The organism is Sanyastnella coralliicola, assembly GCF_030845195.1.
Classification (GTDB): domain Bacteria; phylum Bacteroidota; class Bacteroidia; order Flavobacteriales_D; family Sanyastnellaceae; genus Sanyastnella; species Sanyastnella coralliicola.
On the sequence record NZ_CP132543.1, the window covers coordinates 1,556,568 to 1,578,059 of the forward strand.

Below are 21,492 nucleotides of genomic sequence, written 5' to 3' on the forward strand. Positions count from 1 at the left end.
AAGAGTTGCTGAAAAAATAGGCCATTTCCTACTTGCGAACCTTAATGAAGCAAGTATATTTGGCCCTGAATCTGAGTATACTATTCTAATAATTGATCCATGAAAAAATCACTACTCTTTTTGCTCGGAGTAATTTTCGCGTTCTCCACCCAGGCGCAAGTAACAGGCATTTCTGTTGAAGTTGTTACTGAGCACGACGGTATGGTAGGTACTGCCGACTTAACAGGCTACACTACATACCGTGTTTATGCAAACACCGTAAATGAAGGTGACTTCGTGTCAGCTCTCTTCGGTCTAGCAGGTACTCCACTTGAAATTAACACGACTACATCATTTTTCCAGTCAGAGTTCGGAACTCAGACAGGTTCAACGATTAACGGTGATGTATTCGAATTCTTCCCAGATCTAGAATTTGATAGCTGGGTAACTATTGGTCGCGCACAAGCATCTGATCCAGGAGCTGACGTTACGGCAACACAAGATGCTTCGGAGCCTTGGGTTGATAACTTCGCTGCAGGTAACAACATCGTTATTGATGGAGTGATCGGTGGTGCGTGGTTTACACTATATGGTGCTCCTGAAATCGCACCTAATGGTTACGCTACTGGAAACCAAGTATTGATTGGCCAGTTCACAACTGACGGAGTTCTTTCAGGATTCGTTAACGCTCAGGTATTCGTGAATGGAGACCAGGAACAAGAAGAACAAAACACTTGTTTCCCATTCTCTTCTGATCCAATGGCAATCTTTGGTTGTGTTGATCCAATCGCGAACAACTACGACGTAGAAGCAGACGTAAACGACTGTTCATGTGATTACACTTGTACTATCGCTATCGACGAAGTAGCTACTACAGTTACCAGCTGTATCGATTCTAACGACGGTACTGCTACTGTTACTGCTTCAGGGCAGCAGGGAGCAATCACTTACGCTATCGACGGAGGTTCTCCTGTAGCATTGAACACGTTCGAAGGTCTTTCAGGTGGTTCACACACTATCGTTGTAGAAGATTCTCAAGGTTGTACGGCTGAGTTAACATTTGATGTTCCTTCTCCTGACCCAATCGTTGTAGAACTTGAATTGACTTCAACAATCTCTTGTAACGGAGACGCAGACGCAGTAATCACTGCTACTGGTTCTGGTGGTACAGGAGAATTGATGTACGATCTAGACCCTGAGTTGGCTAACCCTGTAACTTTTGCAGAGTTCGGTGACCTAGGACCTGGTCTCTACACAGTATATGCAGTAGACGAAAATGGATGTCCAGGACAGTCTGGAAACCTTACTGTATCTAATCCACTTGCTGTTCAAGTAAACATTACTGCACAGGCAAATGCTTCTTGTTCAGATACTGAAGACGGAACAATCGTTTGTATCGGTACTGGTGGTACTGGTGGTCTTACTTACTCAATCGATGGTGAGAACTTCCAAGCTGAAAACGTATTCAACGTAGGTCCTGGTACATACACTGTGACAGCAACTGACGTTAACGGATGTACTGATGTTTCTGACATCACGGCTGAAATTACTGCTCCAGAAGCGATCTCATTTGCTCCTGACGCTGTAAACCCAACTTGTTTCGGAGATACTGACGGATCTATCAGTGGTGCTGCTACTGGTGGTAACGGAGGGTTCGAATATGTAATCGACGGTGCAGATCCAGTGAACATGGTAGATCTTACTGATCTAGCTCCTGGAACTTACGAGTTCGTTATTACTGACTCTGAAGGATGTGAAGCAACAGTAATCGTAGGTCTTGATGAGCCAGCTGAAGTAACCGCTACTGCATCAGTAACTGACCCTGCTTGTGCTGATGACACAAACGGTTCTATCGATGTAACTGCAGCTGGTGGTACTGAAAGCTACACTTACTCTATTGACGGTGGTGACCCACAGAACAACCCAAGCTTCGAAGGTCTTGGTGGTGGTTCTTACGACATCACAGTAATCGACTCAAACGGATGTGAAGGTTCTACAACTGCTGACGTTGTGAACCCTGACGCTATCGACGTAACTGACGTAACTTCAAACGAAGAGTCTGCTGCAGGTGCAAACGACGGTTCTATCGAAATCACTGTTGAAGGTGGTACAGGATCGTACACGTTCGAATGGACGCAAGGTGGAAACGTTGTTTCTACTGACGAAGATCCAACAGGTCTTGCTGGTGGTGACTACACTGTAGTTATTACTGACGAGAACGATTGTACTTTCGAACTAGATGTAACAGTGACAACTTCAATTGAAGAGCTTGGAGCAGGAATCTCATTCTCTGTATCTCCAAACCCATCAAACGGACTGTTCTTCTTGAACATCGAAGGACTAAACGGTCAAGCTGTTTCATACCGCGTGGTTGACGCTAGTGGTCGTGTGATTGCAAATGAGCAGATCAACGGAACACAAGCTGACATTCGTTACGAAATCAACATGACTGACGTAGCTAACGGTCTTTACTACTTGAACCTCACTGTAGGTACAAGTACAGCTACAACAACTATCGTGAAGCAATTCTAATACGAAGATTCATTCATAAGAAAGGCCTCCCTCGGGAGGCCTTTTTCTTTATAACATATTTTGATTTCTGCTTCGGTTGAAAAAACCGAAATTGCCAGAAGAACCCTAATTATGAATGAATCGCTGATCACCGATGCACAGGTGACTATGACTGTGGATGATTACATCTCAGTACGGGAGCGCACCACAGACCTGGCCAGCCCACTGACCATTGAAGATCACATCCCTCAACCTGTGTACTTTGCTAGTCCTCCTAAATGGCACCTAGCGCATACCACTTGGTTCTTTGAACAAATGGTGCTCAAAGAACACGTGGCGAACTACGAAGAGTTCCATCCTGAATTCGGATTCTACTTCAATAGCTATTACAACACGCTTGGTGCTCGAACAATGAGAGCTGATCGCGGTTCAATTACGCGGCCTGGGGTAGAAGAGGTTTATGCGTACCGGAAGCACGTTGATGACGCTATGAAGACCCTGCTGTCTCAGCCTGAGCTATTAACAACTGAAATCGCAGAGCTCATTACACTGGGGCTAAATCACGAACAACAGCATCAAGAGCTCATGGTGACCGATTTCAAATATGCTTTTGCATTGAATCATGTCGGACCTGTATACCATCCTGAAGCAGACTTCGCAGGTAAGGTTGAGAAACAACCCGCGGGGTGGATTCAAATGGAAGAAGGTGTCTACGAAGTCGGCTTCAAGGGTAAAGGCTTCCACTTTGACAATGAGCAAGGACGTCACAAGGTTTATTTGCATTCCTTCGCTATCGCGGAAACGCTCGTGACCAATGGAGAATTCATTCAGTTCATTGAAGATGGAGGCTATCAAAGACATGAGCTATGGCTAGATGAAGGATGGAGTTGGGTTCAACAACATGAGATCAATCACCCGATGTATTGGGTGAAAGAAGAAGGGAATTGGCTGAGATATACCCTTGCCGGATATAAAGAAGTGAATCCTGATGAAATGCTTTGTCATGTATCATTCTATGAAGCCAACGCCTTTGCTCAGTGGAAAGGAATGAGGCTTCCAACAGAATTTGAGTGGGAGGCAGCATCTAATCACTTCAATTGGGGTGAGCGATGGGAGTGGACCAATAGCGCTTATCTCGCTTATCCGCAGTTCAAGATTGCAGATGGAGCGGTTGGTGAATACAATGGAAAATTTATGATCAACCAAATGGTGCTTCGAGGAGCATCATGCATCACGGCACCAGGTCATTCAAGAAATACCTACAGAAATTTCTTCCACCCACAATACCAATGGCAATATTCAGGCATACGCCTGGCCAAATCGATATGATCGATCAATTTATTACCGATGTAGTCGAGGGGCTATCAAAAGAGCAGAAGACCCTTCCGTCGAAATATTTCTACGACGAAAAGGGAGATCAACTCTTCGTTGATATCATGAACATGCCTGAATACTACCTCACCAATTGTGAGATGGAGATTTTCAGTGATCAAGCTTCCGCGTTAGCGCAGTTGATAGGACATGAAACCTCGTTCGACTTAATCGAACTAGGAGCAGGAGACGGAACAAAGACGGTTCATTTGCTACGTGCGCTTCAGCAATCACACGACTTCACATATAAGCCGATTGATATTTCACCATTCGCCATTGAAGGACTCTTACAGAAGCTTTCTGTCGAGCTTCCGGAACTGAAGACTGAAGGTGTAGCTGGAGATTACTTTTCCGCGCTAGCGAAATTCAAAGAGATCAATAGACCCATCAGCATCCTGTTCATGGGAAGCAACATTGGCAACTTGACCGATGACAAGGCGAAGAAGTTCATCGGCGACTTGAGTCAATCAATGAAGCCAGGAGACAAGTTGTTGATTGGGGTAGACTTGAAGAAAGACCCGTCAATAATTCTCCCGGCTTATAACGACGCTCAAGGCATTACCAGAGACTTCAACATGAACCTCTTAGATCGTATGAATCGAGAGTTAGATGCTGATTTCAATCTCGAACAGTTCAAGCATGCACCCGTGTATGATGAGCAAATTGGAGAGGCGAGAAGCTACCTCGTGAGTAAGTCCAACCAATCGGTTGCTATTGGCAAGGCCAACAAGATCTTCCATTTTGAGGAAGGGGAGAGAATACACACAGAAACAAGCCGCAAGTACGATGCGGAATTAATCAAAGAATTGACTTGTGATCACGGCTTGACTATCTTGAAACAACTGACGGATTCAAGAGGTTACTTTTCTGATTTCATCTTAGAAAAACAGAACACATGAAAGCAATTTGGAACGATACAGTCATCGCGGAGAGCGATGACACCGTAGTTATAGAAGGGAATCACTACTTCCCACCGGAGAGCATCAAAGAAGAGTTCTTTAAATCTTCAGAAACGCATACTGTTTGTCCTTGGAAAGGAACGGCAAGCTACTACTCACTTGAAGTGAATGGGGAGACCAATGCAGATGCAGCTTGGTATTACCCTGAAGTAAGCGAACTAGCGAAAGGCATCAAAGGCAGAGTAGCATTTTGGAAAGGAGTAAAAGTTACTGAATGAGATTAGCGCTTGTCATAGCGTGTGTTTTGGTTTGTGCGCAGGGAATAGCGCTTGACCTGACCTTGTACATCAATAAAGGCGAACTCGACTTTAGCGGTAGCGCTGTCAGCGTTTGCGCCTTCAATGAAACGGAGACGCTTGATAGCAAGAATGCGATCATCGAATTGGAGATTGATGAGCTCTTGAATCTCACAGTGATCAATAATGACAGTCTGACGCATGACTTCACCATTGACGGCGTGCTCGATGCAGACAATGAGATCGCTGGATATAGCCAAGAAACGTTCCAGCTTTCGTTCGATGAATTGGGCGCCTGGCGATTCTATTCATCAGCTTCGTACGGCGAATTCATTGGCGCTACAGGCACCATTAACGTTGGCCTCACGGAAGAGGCATGCTTCTTTTGGAATCTATTTGATCTGAATAAAGAGCTGACGCATGATCTCGCTAGCGCGGAATTGGAATCCATCCCTTCTGAGTACCTGCCGGAGTTGTTCTTCATTAACGGAGATCACTTCCCTAACTCACTGGAAGATGAAGACGCTCTCGTTTCAGTTGAGCTAGGAGACACCTGTTACATCACCATTGTAAATGGCGGCAACATGGACCATGTCATGCATTTCCATGGCTTCCATGCTGAGATCGTTTCAGCGCAAGTTGCTAGTGATCGCGTAGGCTGGTCGAAAGACACCGTTCCAATCAAGAAAGGAGAAGCCATGGTGCTTAAGTTGGTAGCGAACCTAGAAGGTGTTTACCCAGTGCATGACCACAATTTGATTGCGGTGACCAATACTGGTTTCTATCCGGGAGGAATGATCACTCAAATTCATGTAGGCCAATGAAAATCGTGAGTTTACTTGTTGGTTTGTGTCTGTCATTTACCGTATCCCATGGTCAAACAGTAGTAGAGCTTTTTTCAGGAATGGATGGCTTCTTGCTACTCGATACAGGTAGTCCAACCCAAATCTGGGGATATGGCTACATCGATGAAGGTACATACACCATACCTGCTCCTGAGTTGACCTTTGATCTGAATGACGACATCGAACTTTACTTCGAAAACTGGTCTCCGGAAGCCCATACCATCCACTTACACGGACTTGATGTTGATCAAGCCAACGACGGTGTGCCGCAAACTTCATTTCAAGTAACGCAAGGGGAGAATGCCACCTATTCGTTCGAAACGACGCACCCAGGCACTTATTTGTATCATTGCCATGTCACTACCACACTCCATTTGACGATGGGGATGTATGGAATGATCGTGGTCAATTACAATGAGACACAAGCCTACGAAGGCTCGCCAGCATTCGATCGTGAGTTCAGATACCTGATGTCTGATTTGGAAATCGAAACCAACGATGCACCCAATCAAGCGTTTCCGTTTCATGAGATTTACCCAGACTATTTCATGATTAACGGAAAGTCTGGTGACCAAATCACCAATACACCTTCACTGAGTCTTTCAATGGAAGAAGGGGAGACCGGGGTAGTGCGATTCGGTAGTATGGCCTATTCAAAGCTCATTGTAGATATTCCAGAAGAACTCAATGCGGTAGTACATATGTCAGATGGACGTGTTGTCCCTCAAACCTTTGGAGCTACTGAGCTAGAGATTTTCCCGGGAGAACGATTTACCGTCTTCGTTGATCCAGACCCTGGTTTTGAAGAAGACATTCTTGTGTCTTACTACAGCATGCTGAATAATGAGTTGGAGGGGGTCAATACAATCCCGGTAACCAATCTGAGTAATTCGGTAGAAGAATCATCTCGTTCTAGCTTAGAGATCTATCCGAACCCAAGTAGCGGAGTGATTCAACTCAAAGGTGCCGAAGGGAATTTTGTGATTACTGATCTTCACGGCAAGGTAGTCTATGTGTTGAATTCTACAGTGAAGCAACACGATCTAAGTCACCTCAATTCAGGGACTTACTTCCTTCTAGATCTCGACAGAAAAAATTCTGCTCAGAAGCTGATTATTAAGTAAAAGCCCGAATGGCTTCAATCGTTTGTTGAATTTCTTCTGCCGTATTCGAATGATGTATCCCGAATCGGATAAAGCCTGAACGTTCAGTTGTGTAGATTTCCTTCGACTCAAGGTAGGAGTGGAGACGGTCTTTTGTTCGGATCGAGACAATTCCTGACCGCGCACCTTCAGATTGTCCAACGACTTCAAAACCTGCATCGCTGAGTCCTTCAGACAATTGACGTGCAAGTTTGAGTGTGTGTTCTTGTATACCTTCCAAGGTCAATGCTCTTTTCTCACGAAGGCTTTCAGAGAGCATCACCAAACTCACCACATTTAAACTACCTGGTTCGTAGCCCTTTGCATCTGCATGGTACTGTTGATCACCAGCCCAATCAATACTTCCATATCCAGCGCTAACTGGTGGGTACTGCTCAAGAAAAGATGGGGAAACCGCCATGACGCCAAGACCAAAAGCGGCATTCATCCACTTATAACTACTAGCCAGCACAACATCCGCTTGGATTTCATCGGCATTGATTACGAGACTAGTATAGCTCTGCGTAGCGTCAATAACCGAGATGATGCCTTCTTCCTTGCAGAAATGACAGATGTCTTTGATATCCGCCGTGTACCCAGTATTCCATTGTACATGACTTAACACTAGAATCTCCGCATTACTTTCTTTAAGCGCATTCTTTATTTCGCTAGCGCGGAAACACTCATCCGCATTGAGGGAAACACGGGTAATCTCACAGCCTCTCAATTCCCAGGGCATTTCAATGGAAGGGAAATCATTCTGAACGGTCAATACGCGTTTGCGATCATGAATCGCACTGGCTACATAGTTGATACCTGCTGAAGTGTTAGGAATAAATGCGAGGTTCTTCGGAGATGTCCCTAGGAAATAAGCTGCATCAACGCGAGTCTTTTCCAATTCTTCAAAGCGCCACTTATTGGCCACAAGTGAAGCATTGCCCGTCATTTCTTTCATGATTTGGTAAGCCGCTTCAACGGAAGCTTCAGAAAGACGACCAACCCCGGCAGTATTCAAGTATATCATGCAGCGAAGATAGAATACAGAATGTATCTTGCCAGCATGGAAGAGCTCCACAAGCAGATCATACTGAATGCCTTTAAGGATGCTGAACTCAGCGAAGAACACGCACAAGAGTTTCTAGGGTTGTGGAAACCAGTCGCGATATCTAAACACACCTTAATGACTGAGGTAGGGAAGGTGGAGCGCCGTTTTTATGTGGTAATCAAAGGCGTTCAAGCGGTATATCTGTTGGATAGAAAAGGAAACAAGGTAGTCATAGGGTTCAGCTTCGATGGAAGCTATAGTGGCATCTATGATTCATTTGTTGATCGTGAGCCATCTGGATACTTTCTGGAAGCATTGACCGATAGCGAACTCTACTACATTTCACCTGATGAGTACGACGCCTTATTCGATAAGTACCCTGGCTTTGATCGTTGGGGCCGAATCGTTCACGGATTCCTGCTAAAGGGGAGGGTACAACGTGAGCTCGAAATCAGCACGCTTACAAGTGAAGAACGCTTCAAACTCTTTATGAAGCGGTGTCCACAGCAGCTACGTCAAATACCTCAGAAATACCTTGCTGCTTACTTAAATATGACTCCTGAAACCTTCTCAAGGCTGATGAATTCAGTCACCTGGTGAAATCTTGATACAGATCAACAGAGCTTGATCAAGTGTGGTCTTCCTTTGCATAAAAGGATTTAAAACTAAATTTATAGTTCAAGATCATGGCAAAAGCACGTATCACCACAGAAGGACTTCTAAAGCAGATCAACAACATGAAGCTGCGCTTCGATAAGATCAAGGCATTAGAACCAGAAACCTTATTGAAGAAGGCGAATGAAAAGACTTGGAGTGCAGCGGAAGTTGTAGAGCACATGTATATGGGCTACAGACTATACAAGCCAAAATTCGAAAAAGCCTTAGCATCGATTCCTGAAGCCAGCGAAAAATGGGATCATATAGAGGCACGAGGAATGGCCAACTGGGCAATCAATGGATTAGCGCCACAGACTGGAAATAAAATCAAGTACAAGATGAAAACGAGCAAAGTATTTCAGCCTGTACGATTACCAATGAACGCAGATCAGGAAACAATGAAGAATGTGTTCGAAGATTTTGTAGCTGGTTTAGATTTCATGGCAGACGTGACAAGAGACATCCGCACACGAGAGGTAAAAGCACATCGTTTCAATTCAGCCATAGGACCCATCGTTCGATTTAATGTGGCTGAGGGATTACAGTTTATCTTGAATCACAATGAACGACATATGATACAGATTGACAGAGTTCTCGGAATCGACACTTCTGTATGATAATTAATAGTATGCTCACTCATACATAATTGACCTGACGGCTCTTGCGTTATTCTGTGACATAATCATCTAAAACATGTCACAGAAACTAACCTTCGAAAAAAGAGTCCTCAGAATGTCGAATTTCGCCATTGCTGCAAACGTACTAAAAGTGTCTGAGAACAGGCATTTGAAAAGAAATTCCAAATTCACAAAGGGTTGTCAATGGTGCATCGCTGTTGACGGCGAATTCGTCTTCTTAAAGAGAAGGCGACAAATGGAGAAGTACGTGAAGACCTGCGTTGAAAACGCTATGAGTCTTCGCGAGCTTTGCAAGGCCTATGATGCCTTGCAGATGCTTCAAGGCTCTTTACCAGACCGCAACTATACATTTTTCGACTCAAAGCGTTTTCCATACTTCAGGTGTGAGGACGCTTTGTTGCATTATACAAACTCCGATTGGAAGCGCTTATTCTCTATGATTGAACAGTCATGGAGAATCGACGCGCCTTATTACATCGTAAACGGTTACCTCCATGACAAAAATCAGCTTACCCGAGTTCAGGAAGATAATTTGGGCTTTATCGAAGACCTCACTTAGTAAAGACCAGTTTAACAAAAAGTACGACGATGAAATAAGACGACTGTATTACTCCACAGACTTACGATAATCCATCATATCAATAATCCAAAATCAAGTAATATGTTCCAGCCCTTATTGCGTGAAGAAAATCATCGTTTATCGCCCGGCCATAGATGTGCAAAAGCACTAAGGCCAGATATGTCTTATGACGAATACATTCGTCATATTTACAACTACGCGCCTACTAAAATGGCGTTTCACAACTTTATAGTTGTCTATTCAGCTTTCCTCAATGAAAGTTGGATGACCTATTGCACCGAATACAATGACATCTTAAAATCAAGGCTATGAAAGACCTCATTATAAAAGAGGTCATTGCAGACCTTATGATTTATTGGCGCAGGGGAGAAGAAGAAGCTGTTAAGCTTTCGCGTCAAATCTGGCAAAAACGTGACGAAGACATAACCGACCCTGCCCGTCAGGCCGTAGTTATGAAGTATCAAACCCTTTTAGAACTCGGCTATGTTACACATTGAAAGACATAAATCAATGTTCGGCCCTGCCGGATTCTTCTATAATGACCGTTTGTTAAAACTCTCTGAAAGAGAAGTTGTAAATGAACAACGTAAAACAATGGTTCGCATATGCGAAGAATTAGACGGATGGAGGAAGAGAACCCGAACGGTTCAAAACCTTCACTTTGAAGGTAATTTGAACGCTTTGAAGAACATTGCGAAGTCTTATAATTCATTCAATTCTCTTCTTGTAGACCGATTCGAAAAACTTGTTCTATCACTAGAGAAGGAGTACAATATGAAAAGCGTGCAATTGCACAAACGATGATTGATACAATCAACATTAGGGTACATGACATTTCGCAACATTCTGAGTTTCTTTCGAATCTGAAAAAGATACCTGCTCACAAAAAAAACAAAGTGAGCAGGTTTATCACTCCGTTACAATTGTCTGAACAAGACTTTGAACGGATGAAAGGGAAAGACCAAGAATGGATTTACGACTATCTAGAGTACAATGACACGGGCAAGCGAATGGATATTTATACCCGTAAGGAAGTGAATATACCATCCTCGCACTATCGTATGCTTTACCAAGTCAAACGTGACCGCGATTTTATCGAATTTGAATTCAGTCTCCCTAAACTCCTCTACGGCACCAATATTACACAGTTTGTTACCAGCCCTGGCAATCATTCTAACGTATGGGAACGTGAGGATTGGAAGAAGCAAAAAAAGCTTCTTTTCGACCGATTACTTAAGCAAATCAAAATGTTCTTGAACTCTATAGGTTCAGGCGCACCAATAGACTATACTCTTGTCGAAATAACAAGGGTTGACCTTTGTTACAATCAGATATTCCCTTCAAAACGCGCCGCCCTTGGTTACTTGGAATGGCAAAAAAACATAAAGAAAAAGTACTCCCGCGATTCTAGTGATTCGATGCAGAGTTACAAAACTAGTATCAGCTATAGGACTAGCAATTACACGTTCAAGATTTACCACAAGGGAGCAGAGTACGAAAAGCATGACGCAAAACGTCACGCTCAAATCAATTCAGAAGCATGGGAAAAACGAAAAAAGCATCTGCAAAAAGTTGGAATGCTTGTTCCACCTGACGAACAAAAGAAATTTGAAATCTTTGACATCAAAACACTTCAAAGTGTAGCAGACAGGATGTTACGTTATGAAATCACGATTCGAAAGGATTATATGTCACTTAAGTACATGGAAAATTTCTTTCGAAGATGCGATTCAACGTATATGAACAAAAAGGACTTATACATTAAAATCAAAAACAACACCAAAAGCGGAGATAGACGGATTGAAACCTTTCATTTAACATGGAAGCAAATTGACAAAGGAAACTATAGCAAGAAACTTGCAAAACTCGTAACAAAAAATATCCGTCTATCAAGCTTCAAAGGAGAAGATGTATATGAAGCAACTGAATCCAACCCTTTTGAGTACATGCGAAATGCATTTGCTAACGGAAAAAAGGTTATAAAGAAAGAAGCTCAGATGGGTGAGATTGGTTGGACTGCTCACAGAAATAAAGACGGTTTAACTATTACTATAGAATACGCCTCAAGTAAAGCATGGAAATTTTATAATGAGTTTAAAAACTCCCACGTCAAAAGACGTTCCATGAGAATATCACTTGATGAATTCAGTAATAAGGCTGTAAAGCGCAGTGTATGTAGTATTAAGGAATCTTTCCACCTTCCTTTTTCCAAGTCTATACTTGGACTCATGGTAGATAACTTTGAACGAATGATTCAAAGCTACCAAATAAAGGAAATGCCAACCATGGCTCAAGCTGAACAAAGGATAAAGGAATACAACGCCAGACTAACAACGACAAGAGAAGAAGCAAAGGAACGCGGCGAATCATACTCGCACATCACAAGGGTAAACATGAACAAACTCATGTTCATCATTCGTCTAATGCAAGACCACAAGCTCGAAGACATTCCAGACGTGATGAATCTTAATGAGCGTACATGGAGAAGGTATAAAGCAGATTTAAGGAAGGTCAATATTGACCAAACATCACTTGCCCAAGGAACGGAACTTCTCCAGTCAATCAAAACAGACTTTACTGACTACTACGAACTCTGCGACCAATATCATCGTCAACTCTACGTCAACAAGTACTCATTCTTTAATACCTAGTAAAATGAATGAATTGGTACCATAACATCGGAAAAATGGTACCAAAATCACGATTCACGTCGAAAAGGCTATTTCCTGAACAAATATTTGGACTCACTCAATGAGAAACAAAACGCAAATCAAATGCGAATGTTCAAGAAATCAAGAAAATGGCTCATGCCTGTAGTGCTTTTCATTGCTGGAGTAATGTTCTCCGAGCAGTTGAAACCTATGCTATCAAAGATTCCCATGCTAGGCAACTTGATGGGAGGAGGTAATAACGACGAAACAACAGAATCGTGAAGAAAATTTCAGCAGGAACCCAAGAAAACCTTCGCATTACAGGTGCTAATGTAGACGGTTTGTATTTCAACATCCATCTTCAAGCAGATGCAGTGAACACTGCTATCGGTGCTGGAAAATTGGATTTGTCGTACATCGACTTGAATGTTGTTCTTGACCGAGACGGTCAAAGTACAACCATTGTTAAGGGAAATCTCCAAGTTCTATTGGAGGATGCTCTTTTTCACGATGAAACATATGATTTGCTTTCAACCAATGCCGGACAAGTATTGACTGCTCACGGAGCTAGTACGAAAGCAATCAACCTACTTCCGTTCATCTTCGAACTTGGCGGTATCATCAACCTTCGCGGTGGTGACGCGCTCCAAATTACTTTGGATTGGAAGACTGGTTCGCTTCACAGTGACATTTCGGAGTCTGCATCTTACGCCATCTTCGGTGTAACTGAAGGAATCGGCCTTGAGTACGTGACACCAATCGTGAAAACGATTGCTATTCAGTCAGGACAGGACGATTATCGAATGGCTCTCGGAGACAATGTAATGAGCATTGTCTACGTGAACACTGACAAGACTTCTATTGCAACGGCAGACCGTTGTATTCAAGACGTAAACCTACGCGCTGACAAGTTCAAGCGTAAATGGAAGTACGAAGAACTTCTAGGGAAGCGTTTACGTCAATTCTCTACGCTGGCCCAAGCCGGACTTCGTTACCAGTCGTTCCAAATCTTCTCAGGTCATCAAGACCTAGATGATGTGACTGTAGAGTTCAGTCTTGAACCTACGAACATCAACGTAGGTAAGAATTACCTCGTTGTACGTTCGTTCGAAATCAATCCGGGGAAGCTCCATTGGGCTAACCGTAAGCGTCAGCGCCATCAGGAGAAGAACGAAAAGAAATTCTTAAACGCCGCCGCACGCCTTCAGAAAGGACGTAGAGTTTAAGAATCGCCTCCGAAAGGACTCGAAAATTTATGTTGGTTAATCTGAAAGGGTGGTGAAACGTCACCGCCCTTTTTATTCTCACCGCCATGCCATTATTCAAGAAAAAAGGAAAGAAGAAAAAACGCAAAGGGCTCTTCAAGAAGATTGCAGAGCGTCGCGATAAGAAGAAAGCAGACCGCCGGGAACACCGTTACCGCATGGCTGAACTTCGACAAGGCGCGAAGACCGAAAGAACTGGACTTCGTACAGATGCTCGAAAAGTGGCATACGAAAACGGTATCGACCCTAACGGTTGGATTGGAGATTCAATTGGTCACGCTTCTGAAGCCGCTCAAGCTTATTTCCAAAGCCGTTCACCTCAACTAGGTGCCGCAGGTGGAGAAATGTTGCAAGGTGGAGTGAAATCTACTTCAGCTGAATCTACTGGTATTGGCGGAATGGATTCGAAGACCATCATGATAATTGCGGCCGCTCTCTTAGGCTTCCTTATGATGTCAAAACGCAAGTAATATGGGTCTAGGATTATTCAACCGCAACGAAAATGGTGCGCGCTTTGGCGAAAAAATCGCTGAATTCTTCAAGAACGGCAGCATCGAAGAAAAAGCAGACGGATTCCTTGATAAAGCACAAGGAAAGTTGAATGACTTTCTAGGTGGCTTGAAAGGCCCTGAAGTCCAGACTAATGTCAAACTGAACAAAAATGTGTTTGTATTCGCCGGGGTTGTCTTGGTCGGCGTTTTACTACTTATGCGCTCAAATAAACCAAGACGCAGAAAACGCTCACTCAGATGAATTTAATTGACCTAGTATTCCTCCTAGTTGCTCGCTTTGTCCCTATGGATAAGCTACAACTACGAAACCTCAAAACAGAAGCCGAAGCATGGGAAAATAGCATTAACGAAGAAGATGCCACCCCAATTGAAAAGGCATATACCAAGATTAATGACCCTTGGTACGCTCGCCTAGGCTTCGCCGTTAGCTACATCTTTCTGTCAAAGATGATTATGGAATGGATGACAGAAAGTGACGATGACGACATAATGGAAGTTTAAAATGGCTCGAAGAACTTACAAACCTAGACGGACAACTCGTTCGTCCAAACTTACAAACGCTGCTAAGCGAATCAAGAAAGGTGACCCACGGTCACGCAAGCGTGTTTACAACATGGCTCGTTCCATGAAAGGTAAAAACGCCGCTTCTCAGATTCGTAAAACAGCTTCTTATGCTTCCCGTTACTGCAAGGGTAAGGGAGGGGTAATGCTGGCAAAACAGCTACGTAAGATTGCAAAATCAAAAGCGCGTCGATGAAAAAAGGAGCTTCAATATGGACTAACCCTTGGGTTCTTCTTGGTATTGCCTTGATTGCGTTGATTGCATTGAGTTTCAGAACATCAATGTTTCGCAGAATAAAAAAAGCTTTAGGCTTTACAGATGCTGACAGAGAACTCGAATTAGAGCAAATCAATCAGCAAAACCAGCTTATTGAAGACTACTTGAACAATATCCCTGAGCATGACGGGCAATTGACAATTAGTCACGGTGAAGCTAAATCCCTAGCCGATGCGCTTGAAGAGGCTATGGGTGGAGCTGGAACCGATTTCGAAGCCATCAAACAAATCATTGACGACAGGTCAACGAGCGACTTGAAACTCATTTACGCAAGCTTCGGACACAGAAAGCCATCATGGCAATTCTGGGGAGATGGTGAAAACCTCTTTCAATGGTTCCTAGATGACCTTGATTCAACGGAGCTTGCTTACGCTCGTGAAGTGTTTAAAGACGTAGGAGAATTCTAACATGTACCCAGTTATCACAAATAAAGAAGATGCTGTGAGCCTTGCGCGCAGTGTCTTCAAACGTTTAGGAATTGACGTTGGAAACAACGAATTCAACGCTGAATATGTAGATGAGTTGAGTTACTACGACTCTACGTACAAAGAAGGTATAAACCACGTCCACAAGAAAAAGGACGTTGTTTACGCCGGGTTTGTAAACGTTTCTGGTGTTGTTCCATCATCAGGAACACTACAGTTTTTTGCTGGAGGTGAATTTAACTGTGTAAGGGTTAAAACTACTGCGTCAATGAAAGACGTATTTCCTGTTGTTTTCAACTACTGTGCACACGGTCAGTCAACTCGTGACGGAGATTGCGTGGTACACTTTGTAGGCTGGAAAATAACACCACGCCACTAGGATTGACCATCCTTTAAGACCTAGTTAAATAAATCCTCTATGAAATGGTTTTTCTTATTCATTGCCTTGCTATTGGCTGCCTTTTTGCTTGTTCCACTTTCACCGTTTATCTGCACATACATGTGCTACGACAGGTATTTGGAACACAAAGAGAAGAAGATTAAAGCAAAGAAGCCTGTTCCATACCACGTCGAAAGGAGTGGCTTGACGTTCGAACAAATAATGGACTTGAAATGATTATTCGTAACACAAATAATTTCATTACAAAGAATTTCAAGGAATCTGAATTCTATAGTACAAGTCCTGACCGACCTGCAGAACATTATTTGAACGATAATCTTCCTGAAATAGTCCAGCACATCCGTGACGTTGTCGGTGTTCCAATCAAAATCACAAGTTCTTTTAGAACATCAGCACACCAATACTCACTTTTCCTTGCTGGACTTACTTCAACGACAAAAAGTACTCACACCGATGGAGATGCAATTGATTGCAAACTTCTCCAATCTTCTGAAGAACATTTAACATGGATTCAGAATCAAATCTTTGAACGAGGTCCGTTCTACGATGACCTATATGCTTTAGGACTTCGTGGTTTTGGCTACTACGACACCTTCATTCATTTGGATTGCCGGGAAGGCTCTGAATTCAAAACATGGGACAACAGGAGTAAGGCCGTCAAAGAACGCCGCTCACAAGGAACCACATTTGCTCCTCAGAACTTTTCTGAAGATGGCTCACATAGAAACCCTGAATTAAAATCACGTTTACTAGCAATAGGCTTGGTTTATGCAGTATTTAAATACCTCTAACATCCAATACTTTTCATCTATAGTATTCGGTGTTGCTGGAATAACACTAGCAACGGCAAATGAAATTCTACAATCAGTATTCCTCACGCTGTCAATTGTGGGGCTAATTGTCAACATACGACACAATATCAAAAAACAATGGAAGAAGTGAATTGGATGGCTGAAATCATAGCCCTCGTAATCGTTCTAATCGAATTCACATTTCGAGTGTGGCCAACGACAAAGAACATTTCAATCCTCGACATGATTTACAACATCCTGAAGGTTGTACCAAACAAGAAGAAAGGAGGAGGAACCTTTTAACTAGGTCACCGTTTGGAACAAGAAAGCCCCGCGTATGCGGGGCTTTTGCTATAAAGTATACTGTCCATCCCATCCGTATTTCTTCATCACTTCTCGGAGCCTGTTATAGTCTTTCCTATACCCATACCCAAGTTCCCTTTCACCACTTTTAATATGACTGAGTGTTTTCTTTGGTAAACCTGCTTCTTCCTCAAACTTAGAAAGGTTAATTGCTGGCCTAGCTTCTATGAACGCTTTGAGCGTTAATGATAATTCGCTTATTCTCATTACTTGGTATTTGTAACCAACAAGTTACAAAGACCGGCGACAGTTACCAAACGGTTACAACTACCTGGTAATAGTAACCAAATAGTAACAAAATCGATTTTGTAACCAAATGGTACAACAACACCGGTGTTGTTAAACAAAAAGCCCCTCAAAGAGGGGCTTACTGAACCTTAGGTTTTACACAGTGTCATGCAGATATCGGAACTCTGCAAGGCATTTCAAAGTTATGCAGTCACTGAACCTTAACCATAAATAACTTGACTGGCCCGCTTTCAGTTAGGGCGTTTATCCAGAAAGAGTTCCATGTTTGATTGGAATTGTTTTCAGGTACTTCATCTGCCCCTGAGTGCATAAACCAAGTAAATGAGGAGTAACCGTAACTAACCAACTCATCATTTACGTTAACTACTATTTCATTAGGGAAATTCACTTCAGTAGCTCCTGAAAACTGGTTGACTATTTCGACATTGGAAAAGTCAACGTTCTGAACTTTGCTGAAACCTCCGATATAAAGAAGTAGCTCATCAGCATTTACAACCCCGTCATTCGCCTCCGAAAATGGCGACCACGCTACATCTTCATTACCGAAATGGGGTAGGAGCTTCAGTAGAATTTGCATATCCGTGAAATACAATGTATCATCGGGCGTGCAAACTTTGTGACACTTGTACAAATCACCATTTGTAAAAAGGTCTTGCGAAAGGCACATAGTGGAAACCGTCATAAATAACGCAGTCAATGTGAGGAGCGCGAAAGCGCGTGCATGTGGAAATAAATTTCTCATTTTTTAGGTGGATTTAATAGATTACTAATTCGTTCTTTTGAAACCTCTACACGGTGAAATTCTCTTCCCAACTCAATCATTCTGCTACCTAAATCGTCGATTTTTTCACGTTGTGAATGAATTGTCTCGAGCATTTGAGGGAATCGGCTGGAAACCTCCTTCAATGCTCCTGCAATCGTCTTTTCTCCTGTAAGGCGACAAAGACGCTGGAACAATTCTTTTTCCTCTTTAGAGGCTTGTATTACTTTGATTTGCATAGGATTATTGATTAAAGCCCCGCAATGCGGGGCTTTTATTTATTCAATAGCGTGAAGCGATAGAGAAACGTTGTGGAATACTTCTCGAGTTTCCTCATTCACACGTTCTTTAGCGTTGACATAACACTTCGCTGTTATATCATCTCCAACTTTCTTCTTAATGGCTTTTTTGAAATTCAACACAGGATATTTGCTTTCTTTTACCAGCTCACCTGTATTACGGTTGAACACTTGATTGTGAATCAAAATGACTTGATACTGACCATTTTCACCTTTTTTAGATTCAATGGAAACAATCTTTCCGAAAATGTCTGTTTTCATAATGTTGGTTTGAATTTTGAACGAATCAACTGAATTAGATTTTTGTCCAACGGACAGAATAGAAAAAAAGGGTTCAAATGAACCCCTTCTTAAAATCGTAATAGAAGTTAGGTAACGAATCTTCCTCACAGATATTGATTATCATAAGAAGCAATTCATCAAGATTGAGACTGTGATAAACAAAGCACATCAACCACTTCCTAAGTGTAGGGTCTTCACATCGATGAACAATGAAATCAATGAGCCTAGCTTGTAAATAACCTTGCGCATCGCGGATATTAGTTCTCTTATCCAAAGAGAACGATACAACAGGGTCGTGAACTCTGAAATACTCGTTAAACACAGATACAGTACCATAGCTGGAAAATTTGATACTAGACATAATTTAATTTTTAAGGATTATTGAAATAAGTGAATTCAAAAAGTTAGGGTTCTTAATGCCGTAGGCGTTCTTGAAGTGTTCCTTCAAAGAACAAGACTCCCAAGAACAAATTCTGGCCAATTCATCGGCTCTAACTTCATCATTGGAAAATCTCTTCTTCAGTTTCATAAACACTTGCATTTCACGCTTTGTATATGGCTTTCGAACTTTCATTTTTTTTGACTTGCGTCTGTTCTTGCTTCGTTTCGTCGGCAATCGATAAACGGGTAAATGAGTGGCGAAAATGGAGGCGAAGCCGACTGAAAGCCAATCATTTAACCGTAGATTGTAAGGCGAAATGAGGCAAGAGCAGGCCTATCATGTGAAGGTTCCAGAAACCACCTTACCGAAATTCATCACTCATACTGAATACCTCAGATTTCAACTCTGCGGAGTTTGAAGCGAGCTTCGTCCTGAGGACTTGCTTTCTCATTTGGCACGCTTTTAGTTGACAACCTGTCATGTTTTCGATGGTGGCATAGGTCGTAGGTAACACCCTATGCCACCGGACAGAACTGACCGCTTAATTTTCACCTCAAAATTGATTTTTCTTACTGCAAATCAGTAAATTGAGCGCGAAAACGAACGCGTTTTTCAGATAACCACGTAAAAAACAGTCATTATGGCAGAATCTTACTCCGGACTCATGCGATTCATGCGCCATGGATTCAGGATGTTGCCTAGACAAATCGCTTGGGATTTCGTCAACTGGTGTATGCAAGACCTTGATGATTCCGAACCAATAAAAGAGAAGACTATAAATGTCTTATCTAGTCTCGATGAACCTAAAGATTTCGACACTTTAGCTTCATTCTATTTCGATGGAGATTCCATTGATGACGAGACTGACGACGAATCAGACGATATCCTTCGAGTTTAGTTAACACTCGGTATGTTGAAAAATATAACGGCTCAAACCTCGTTATTTTGAAGCCGTCAACATACCTTAGTCTCGCAAGGTTGTCATATAATTAATATTATGTAAAGTAATGTTTCCGGAACTATATGGAAACAAAAAAAGGCCGTCCTTATCAGACGGCCTCTTCTATTGGGGATAATCTTATGCTTAGTTCATCGCCTTCTTTAGCTTCGCTGACATCTCTAGCATTGCATCGTCTTGTCCAGTACGAGCATAGATGTTCTTCAACGATTCCATCGTAGCGAGATCTTCAGGATCCAATTTGTGTGCTTCTTCGAAGTGAGGTTGAGCTTTCGCGAAAAGTTCTTTCGCCTCTGCTACCTTCGCTTCGTAACGCTTCACTTGTGTTGGAGGAATTTCATTCGCCTCATTGATCATCTCAGCGCCGATGTTGTAGTACAACGCACCAAGGTTGTAACGTGCATCTACATAATCAGGTTTGATTTCGATTGCATTCAAGTATGCCTTCTCTGCTACTTCAATGTTTCCTAGTTTGTCGTTTACAGCTCCCTGCGAAAAATGAAGTACTTCGTTTTTAGGGTCTGCCTCAATCGCCAATCGAAGGTTTTCTTCCGCAAGGTCGTATTGTTCGTTACGTAGGTAGATGTTCAACTCCTCAAGAATCAAGTTCTTGTTGCGAGGGAACTTCATACGTGCTTCCTTCAACGTCTCTAATGCTTCTTTCTCGCGATCAGAGTTTGAGTACAAGTTGGCAATCAACAGGTATACATCTTCTGCAAGGTAGTTCGCCTCGATACACTGGCGGTAGTAATCAATCGCCATATCAGTCTCTCCTCCTTTCTCGTACGCAAGTGCAGTGTTGTATACTGCTTGTGTGAAAGTAGAGTCGAATGCTGTTTGTGCTACTTTATTAGAGAGAGCGAAATTCTTCGCCGCTTCATTGTAGTTCTTCGAGTTGTAGTTTGCGATACCGTTATTCATCGCTTGGTTCATCACGCGGTTCAATCCAAGTTGGATTTCGTTGGCGTATGATCCACGCTTGTCTAGTTCACGCGCTTTGATGTAAGATTCACGAGCTAGATCTAGAGCCTCAGGGTATTTAATTGCAAGTGCAGAGTCAAGTGCTACGTTCATGTAGATGTCTCCACGGTAGCGCCAAGTCTTTTCTTTTGTGATCGCTTTCTCGTTGCTGAGTGACTTTTCAATGTAACCTACAGCTTCATCGTACGATCCTGCTTGGTTGGCGTTAAACGCTGAAGTAACGCTTGCTTGACCGAAAGCTGTCATTGAAGTGATGGTCACTAGAAGACCAAGTAGTGTCTTTTTCATTTTCGTTCCTTAGGGTTATCAGTTGCTAAATTATAAAACTTCCACCTGTAGCTAATCAAATTGCTTGCCAAAGGTCGATTATTAT

27 protein-coding genes are annotated in these 21,492 nt (G+C 42.7%); 21 read left to right on the forward strand and 6 right to left on the reverse strand.

What is annotated here, in order from left to right; translation table 11 throughout:
• Window positions 1-99: 99 nt before the first annotated feature.
• From RA156_RS06515 to RA156_RS06540, 6 genes are all read left to right on the forward strand, one after another.
• Window positions 100-2,511, forward strand: a complete 2,412-nt coding sequence (locus tag RA156_RS06515) for a T9SS type A sorting domain-containing protein (protein WP_306643755.1) — start codon at window positions 100-102, stop codon at window positions 2,509-2,511.
• A 111-nt stretch (window positions 2,512-2,622) separates the two neighbouring features.
• Window positions 2,623-3,819: an ergothioneine biosynthesis protein EgtB gene (gene egtB, locus RA156_RS06520; protein ID WP_306643756.1), complete on the forward strand. Its 1,197-nt coding sequence runs from the start codon at window positions 2,623-2,625 to the stop codon at window positions 3,817-3,819.
• Window positions 3,816-4,760, forward strand: a complete 945-nt coding sequence (egtD, locus tag RA156_RS06525) for an L-histidine N(alpha)-methyltransferase (RefSeq protein WP_306643757.1) — start codon at window positions 3,816-3,818, stop codon at window positions 4,758-4,760. The genes egtB and egtD overlap by 4 nt, the downstream gene beginning before the upstream one ends.
• Window positions 4,757-5,038: a DUF427 domain-containing protein gene (locus RA156_RS06530; protein ID WP_306643758.1), complete on the forward strand. Its 282-nt coding sequence runs from the start codon at window positions 4,757-4,759 to the stop codon at window positions 5,036-5,038. Before egtD ends, RA156_RS06530 begins: the two co-directional genes overlap by 4 nt.
• Window positions 5,035-5,880, forward strand: a complete 846-nt coding sequence (locus RA156_RS06535; protein WP_306643759.1) for a multicopper oxidase domain-containing protein — start codon at window positions 5,035-5,037, stop codon at window positions 5,878-5,880. The genes RA156_RS06530 and RA156_RS06535 overlap by 4 nt, the downstream gene beginning before the upstream one ends.
• Window positions 5,877-7,025, forward strand: coding sequence for a multicopper oxidase domain-containing protein (locus tag RA156_RS06540; RefSeq protein WP_306643760.1), 1,149 nt, complete (start codon window positions 5,877-5,879; stop codon window positions 7,023-7,025). Before RA156_RS06535 ends, RA156_RS06540 begins: the two co-directional genes overlap by 4 nt.
• On the opposite strand, the gene RA156_RS06545 is transcribed toward RA156_RS06540, so the two are convergent.
• The gene (locus tag RA156_RS06545; protein ID WP_306643761.1) at window positions 7,018-8,067 is read right to left on the reverse strand and encodes an aminotransferase class V-fold PLP-dependent enzyme; all 1,050 of its coding nucleotides are present in this window, start codon (window positions 8,065-8,067) and stop codon (window positions 7,018-7,020) included. The two genes, RA156_RS06540 and RA156_RS06545, sit on opposite strands and share 8 nt — an antisense overlap.
• 36 nt (window positions 8,068-8,103) lie before the next feature.
• Here RA156_RS06545 and RA156_RS06550 point away from each other — a divergent pair, with 36 nt between their 5' ends.
• The 14 genes from RA156_RS06550 (at window position 8,104) to RA156_RS06615 (ending at window position 17,148) form a co-directional block, all read left to right on the forward strand.
• Window positions 8,104-8,688 (forward strand): Crp/Fnr family transcriptional regulator, encoded by a 585-nt coding sequence (locus RA156_RS06550; protein WP_306643762.1) that lies wholly within the window; start codon window positions 8,104-8,106, stop codon window positions 8,686-8,688.
• A gap of 86 nt (window positions 8,689-8,774) precedes the next feature.
• Window positions 8,775-9,362, forward strand: a complete 588-nt coding sequence (locus RA156_RS06555; protein ID WP_306643763.1) for a hypothetical protein — start codon at window positions 8,775-8,777, stop codon at window positions 9,360-9,362.
• Window positions 9,363-9,438: 76 nt separating this feature from the next.
• The gene (locus RA156_RS06560; protein ID WP_306643764.1) at window positions 9,439-9,942 is read left to right on the forward strand and encodes a hypothetical protein; all 504 of its coding nucleotides are present in this window, start codon (window positions 9,439-9,441) and stop codon (window positions 9,940-9,942) included.
• Between the two features lie 329 nt (window positions 9,943-10,271).
• Window positions 10,272-10,460, forward strand: coding sequence for a hypothetical protein (locus tag RA156_RS06565; protein ID WP_306643765.1), 189 nt, complete (start codon window positions 10,272-10,274; stop codon window positions 10,458-10,460).
• 399 nt (window positions 10,461-10,859) lie between these two features.
• Window positions 10,860-12,614, forward strand: a complete 1,755-nt coding sequence (locus RA156_RS06570) for a phage/plasmid replication domain-containing protein (RefSeq protein WP_306643766.1) — start codon at window positions 10,860-10,862, stop codon at window positions 12,612-12,614.
• 129 nt (window positions 12,615-12,743) lie between these two features.
• Window positions 12,744-12,896 carry a hypothetical protein gene (locus RA156_RS06575; RefSeq protein WP_306643767.1) on the forward strand — a complete coding sequence of 51 codons (153 nt, stop codon included), beginning with the start codon at window positions 12,744-12,746 and terminating at the stop codon, window positions 12,894-12,896.
• Complete coding sequence (locus tag RA156_RS06580; protein WP_306643768.1) at window positions 12,893-13,840, forward strand: hypothetical protein; 948 nt, start codon at window positions 12,893-12,895, stop codon at window positions 13,838-13,840. The genes RA156_RS06575 and RA156_RS06580 overlap by 4 nt, the downstream gene beginning before the upstream one ends.
• Before the next feature lie 86 nt (window positions 13,841-13,926).
• Window positions 13,927-14,349, forward strand: coding sequence for a hypothetical protein (locus RA156_RS06585; protein WP_306643769.1), 423 nt, complete (start codon window positions 13,927-13,929; stop codon window positions 14,347-14,349).
• Window position 14,350: 1 nt separating this feature from the next.
• Entirely contained in the window at window positions 14,351-14,632 is a 282-nt protein-coding gene (locus RA156_RS06590) for a hypothetical protein (RefSeq protein WP_306643770.1), read from the forward strand.
• 44 nt (window positions 14,633-14,676) lie between these two features.
• Complete coding sequence (locus RA156_RS06595) at window positions 14,677-14,892, forward strand: hypothetical protein (RefSeq protein ID WP_306643771.1); 216 nt, start codon at window positions 14,677-14,679, stop codon at window positions 14,890-14,892.
• A 252-nt stretch (window positions 14,893-15,144) separates the two neighbouring features.
• Window positions 15,145-15,636, forward strand: coding sequence for a hypothetical protein (locus tag RA156_RS06600; RefSeq protein WP_306643772.1), 492 nt, complete (start codon window positions 15,145-15,147; stop codon window positions 15,634-15,636).
• 1 nt (window position 15,637) lies between these two features.
• Window positions 15,638-16,033 carry a hypothetical protein gene (locus RA156_RS06605; protein ID WP_306643773.1) on the forward strand — a complete coding sequence of 132 codons (396 nt, stop codon included), beginning with the start codon at window positions 15,638-15,640 and terminating at the stop codon, window positions 16,031-16,033.
• Window positions 16,034-16,266: 233 nt separating this feature from the next.
• On the forward strand, window positions 16,267-16,845 hold the full coding sequence (locus RA156_RS06610) for a D-Ala-D-Ala carboxypeptidase family metallohydrolase (protein ID WP_306643774.1): 579 nt from the start codon (window positions 16,267-16,269) through the stop codon (window positions 16,843-16,845).
• A 138-nt stretch (window positions 16,846-16,983) separates the two neighbouring features.
• Window positions 16,984-17,148 carry a hypothetical protein gene (locus tag RA156_RS06615; RefSeq protein ID WP_306643775.1) on the forward strand — a complete coding sequence of 55 codons (165 nt, stop codon included), beginning with the start codon at window positions 16,984-16,986 and terminating at the stop codon, window positions 17,146-17,148.
• 48 nt (window positions 17,149-17,196) lie between these two features.
• Here the strand turns inward: RA156_RS06615 and RA156_RS06620 are convergent, their stop codons facing one another.
• From RA156_RS06620 to RA156_RS06635, 4 genes are all read right to left on the reverse strand, one after another.
• Window positions 17,197-17,415 (reverse strand): hypothetical protein, encoded by a 219-nt coding sequence (locus tag RA156_RS06620; protein ID WP_306643776.1) that lies wholly within the window; start codon window positions 17,413-17,415, stop codon window positions 17,197-17,199.
• 232 nt (window positions 17,416-17,647) lie between these two features.
• Window positions 17,648-18,034 (reverse strand): hypothetical protein, encoded by a 387-nt coding sequence (locus RA156_RS06625; RefSeq protein ID WP_306643777.1) that lies wholly within the window; start codon window positions 18,032-18,034, stop codon window positions 17,648-17,650.
• Between the two features lie 161 nt (window positions 18,035-18,195).
• Entirely contained in the window at window positions 18,196-18,456 is a 261-nt protein-coding gene (locus tag RA156_RS06630; protein ID WP_306643778.1) for a hypothetical protein, read from the reverse strand.
• Between the two features lie 39 nt (window positions 18,457-18,495).
• Complete coding sequence (locus RA156_RS06635) at window positions 18,496-18,777, reverse strand: hypothetical protein (RefSeq protein ID WP_306643779.1); 282 nt, start codon at window positions 18,775-18,777, stop codon at window positions 18,496-18,498.
• Between the two features lie 1,043 nt (window positions 18,778-19,820).
• Between RA156_RS06635 and RA156_RS06640 the strand changes: the two genes are divergently transcribed.
• A complete protein-coding gene (locus RA156_RS06640; protein WP_306643780.1) occupies window positions 19,821-20,078 on the forward strand; it encodes a hypothetical protein in 258 nt (85 codons plus the stop codon).
• Between the two features lie 186 nt (window positions 20,079-20,264).
• Here the strand turns inward: RA156_RS06640 and RA156_RS06645 are convergent, their stop codons facing one another.
• Window positions 20,265-21,407 carry a tetratricopeptide repeat protein gene (locus RA156_RS06645; protein ID WP_306643781.1) on the reverse strand — a complete coding sequence of 381 codons (1,143 nt, stop codon included), beginning with the start codon at window positions 21,405-21,407 and terminating at the stop codon, window positions 20,265-20,267.
• Between the last annotated feature and the right edge of the window lie 85 nt (window positions 21,408-21,492).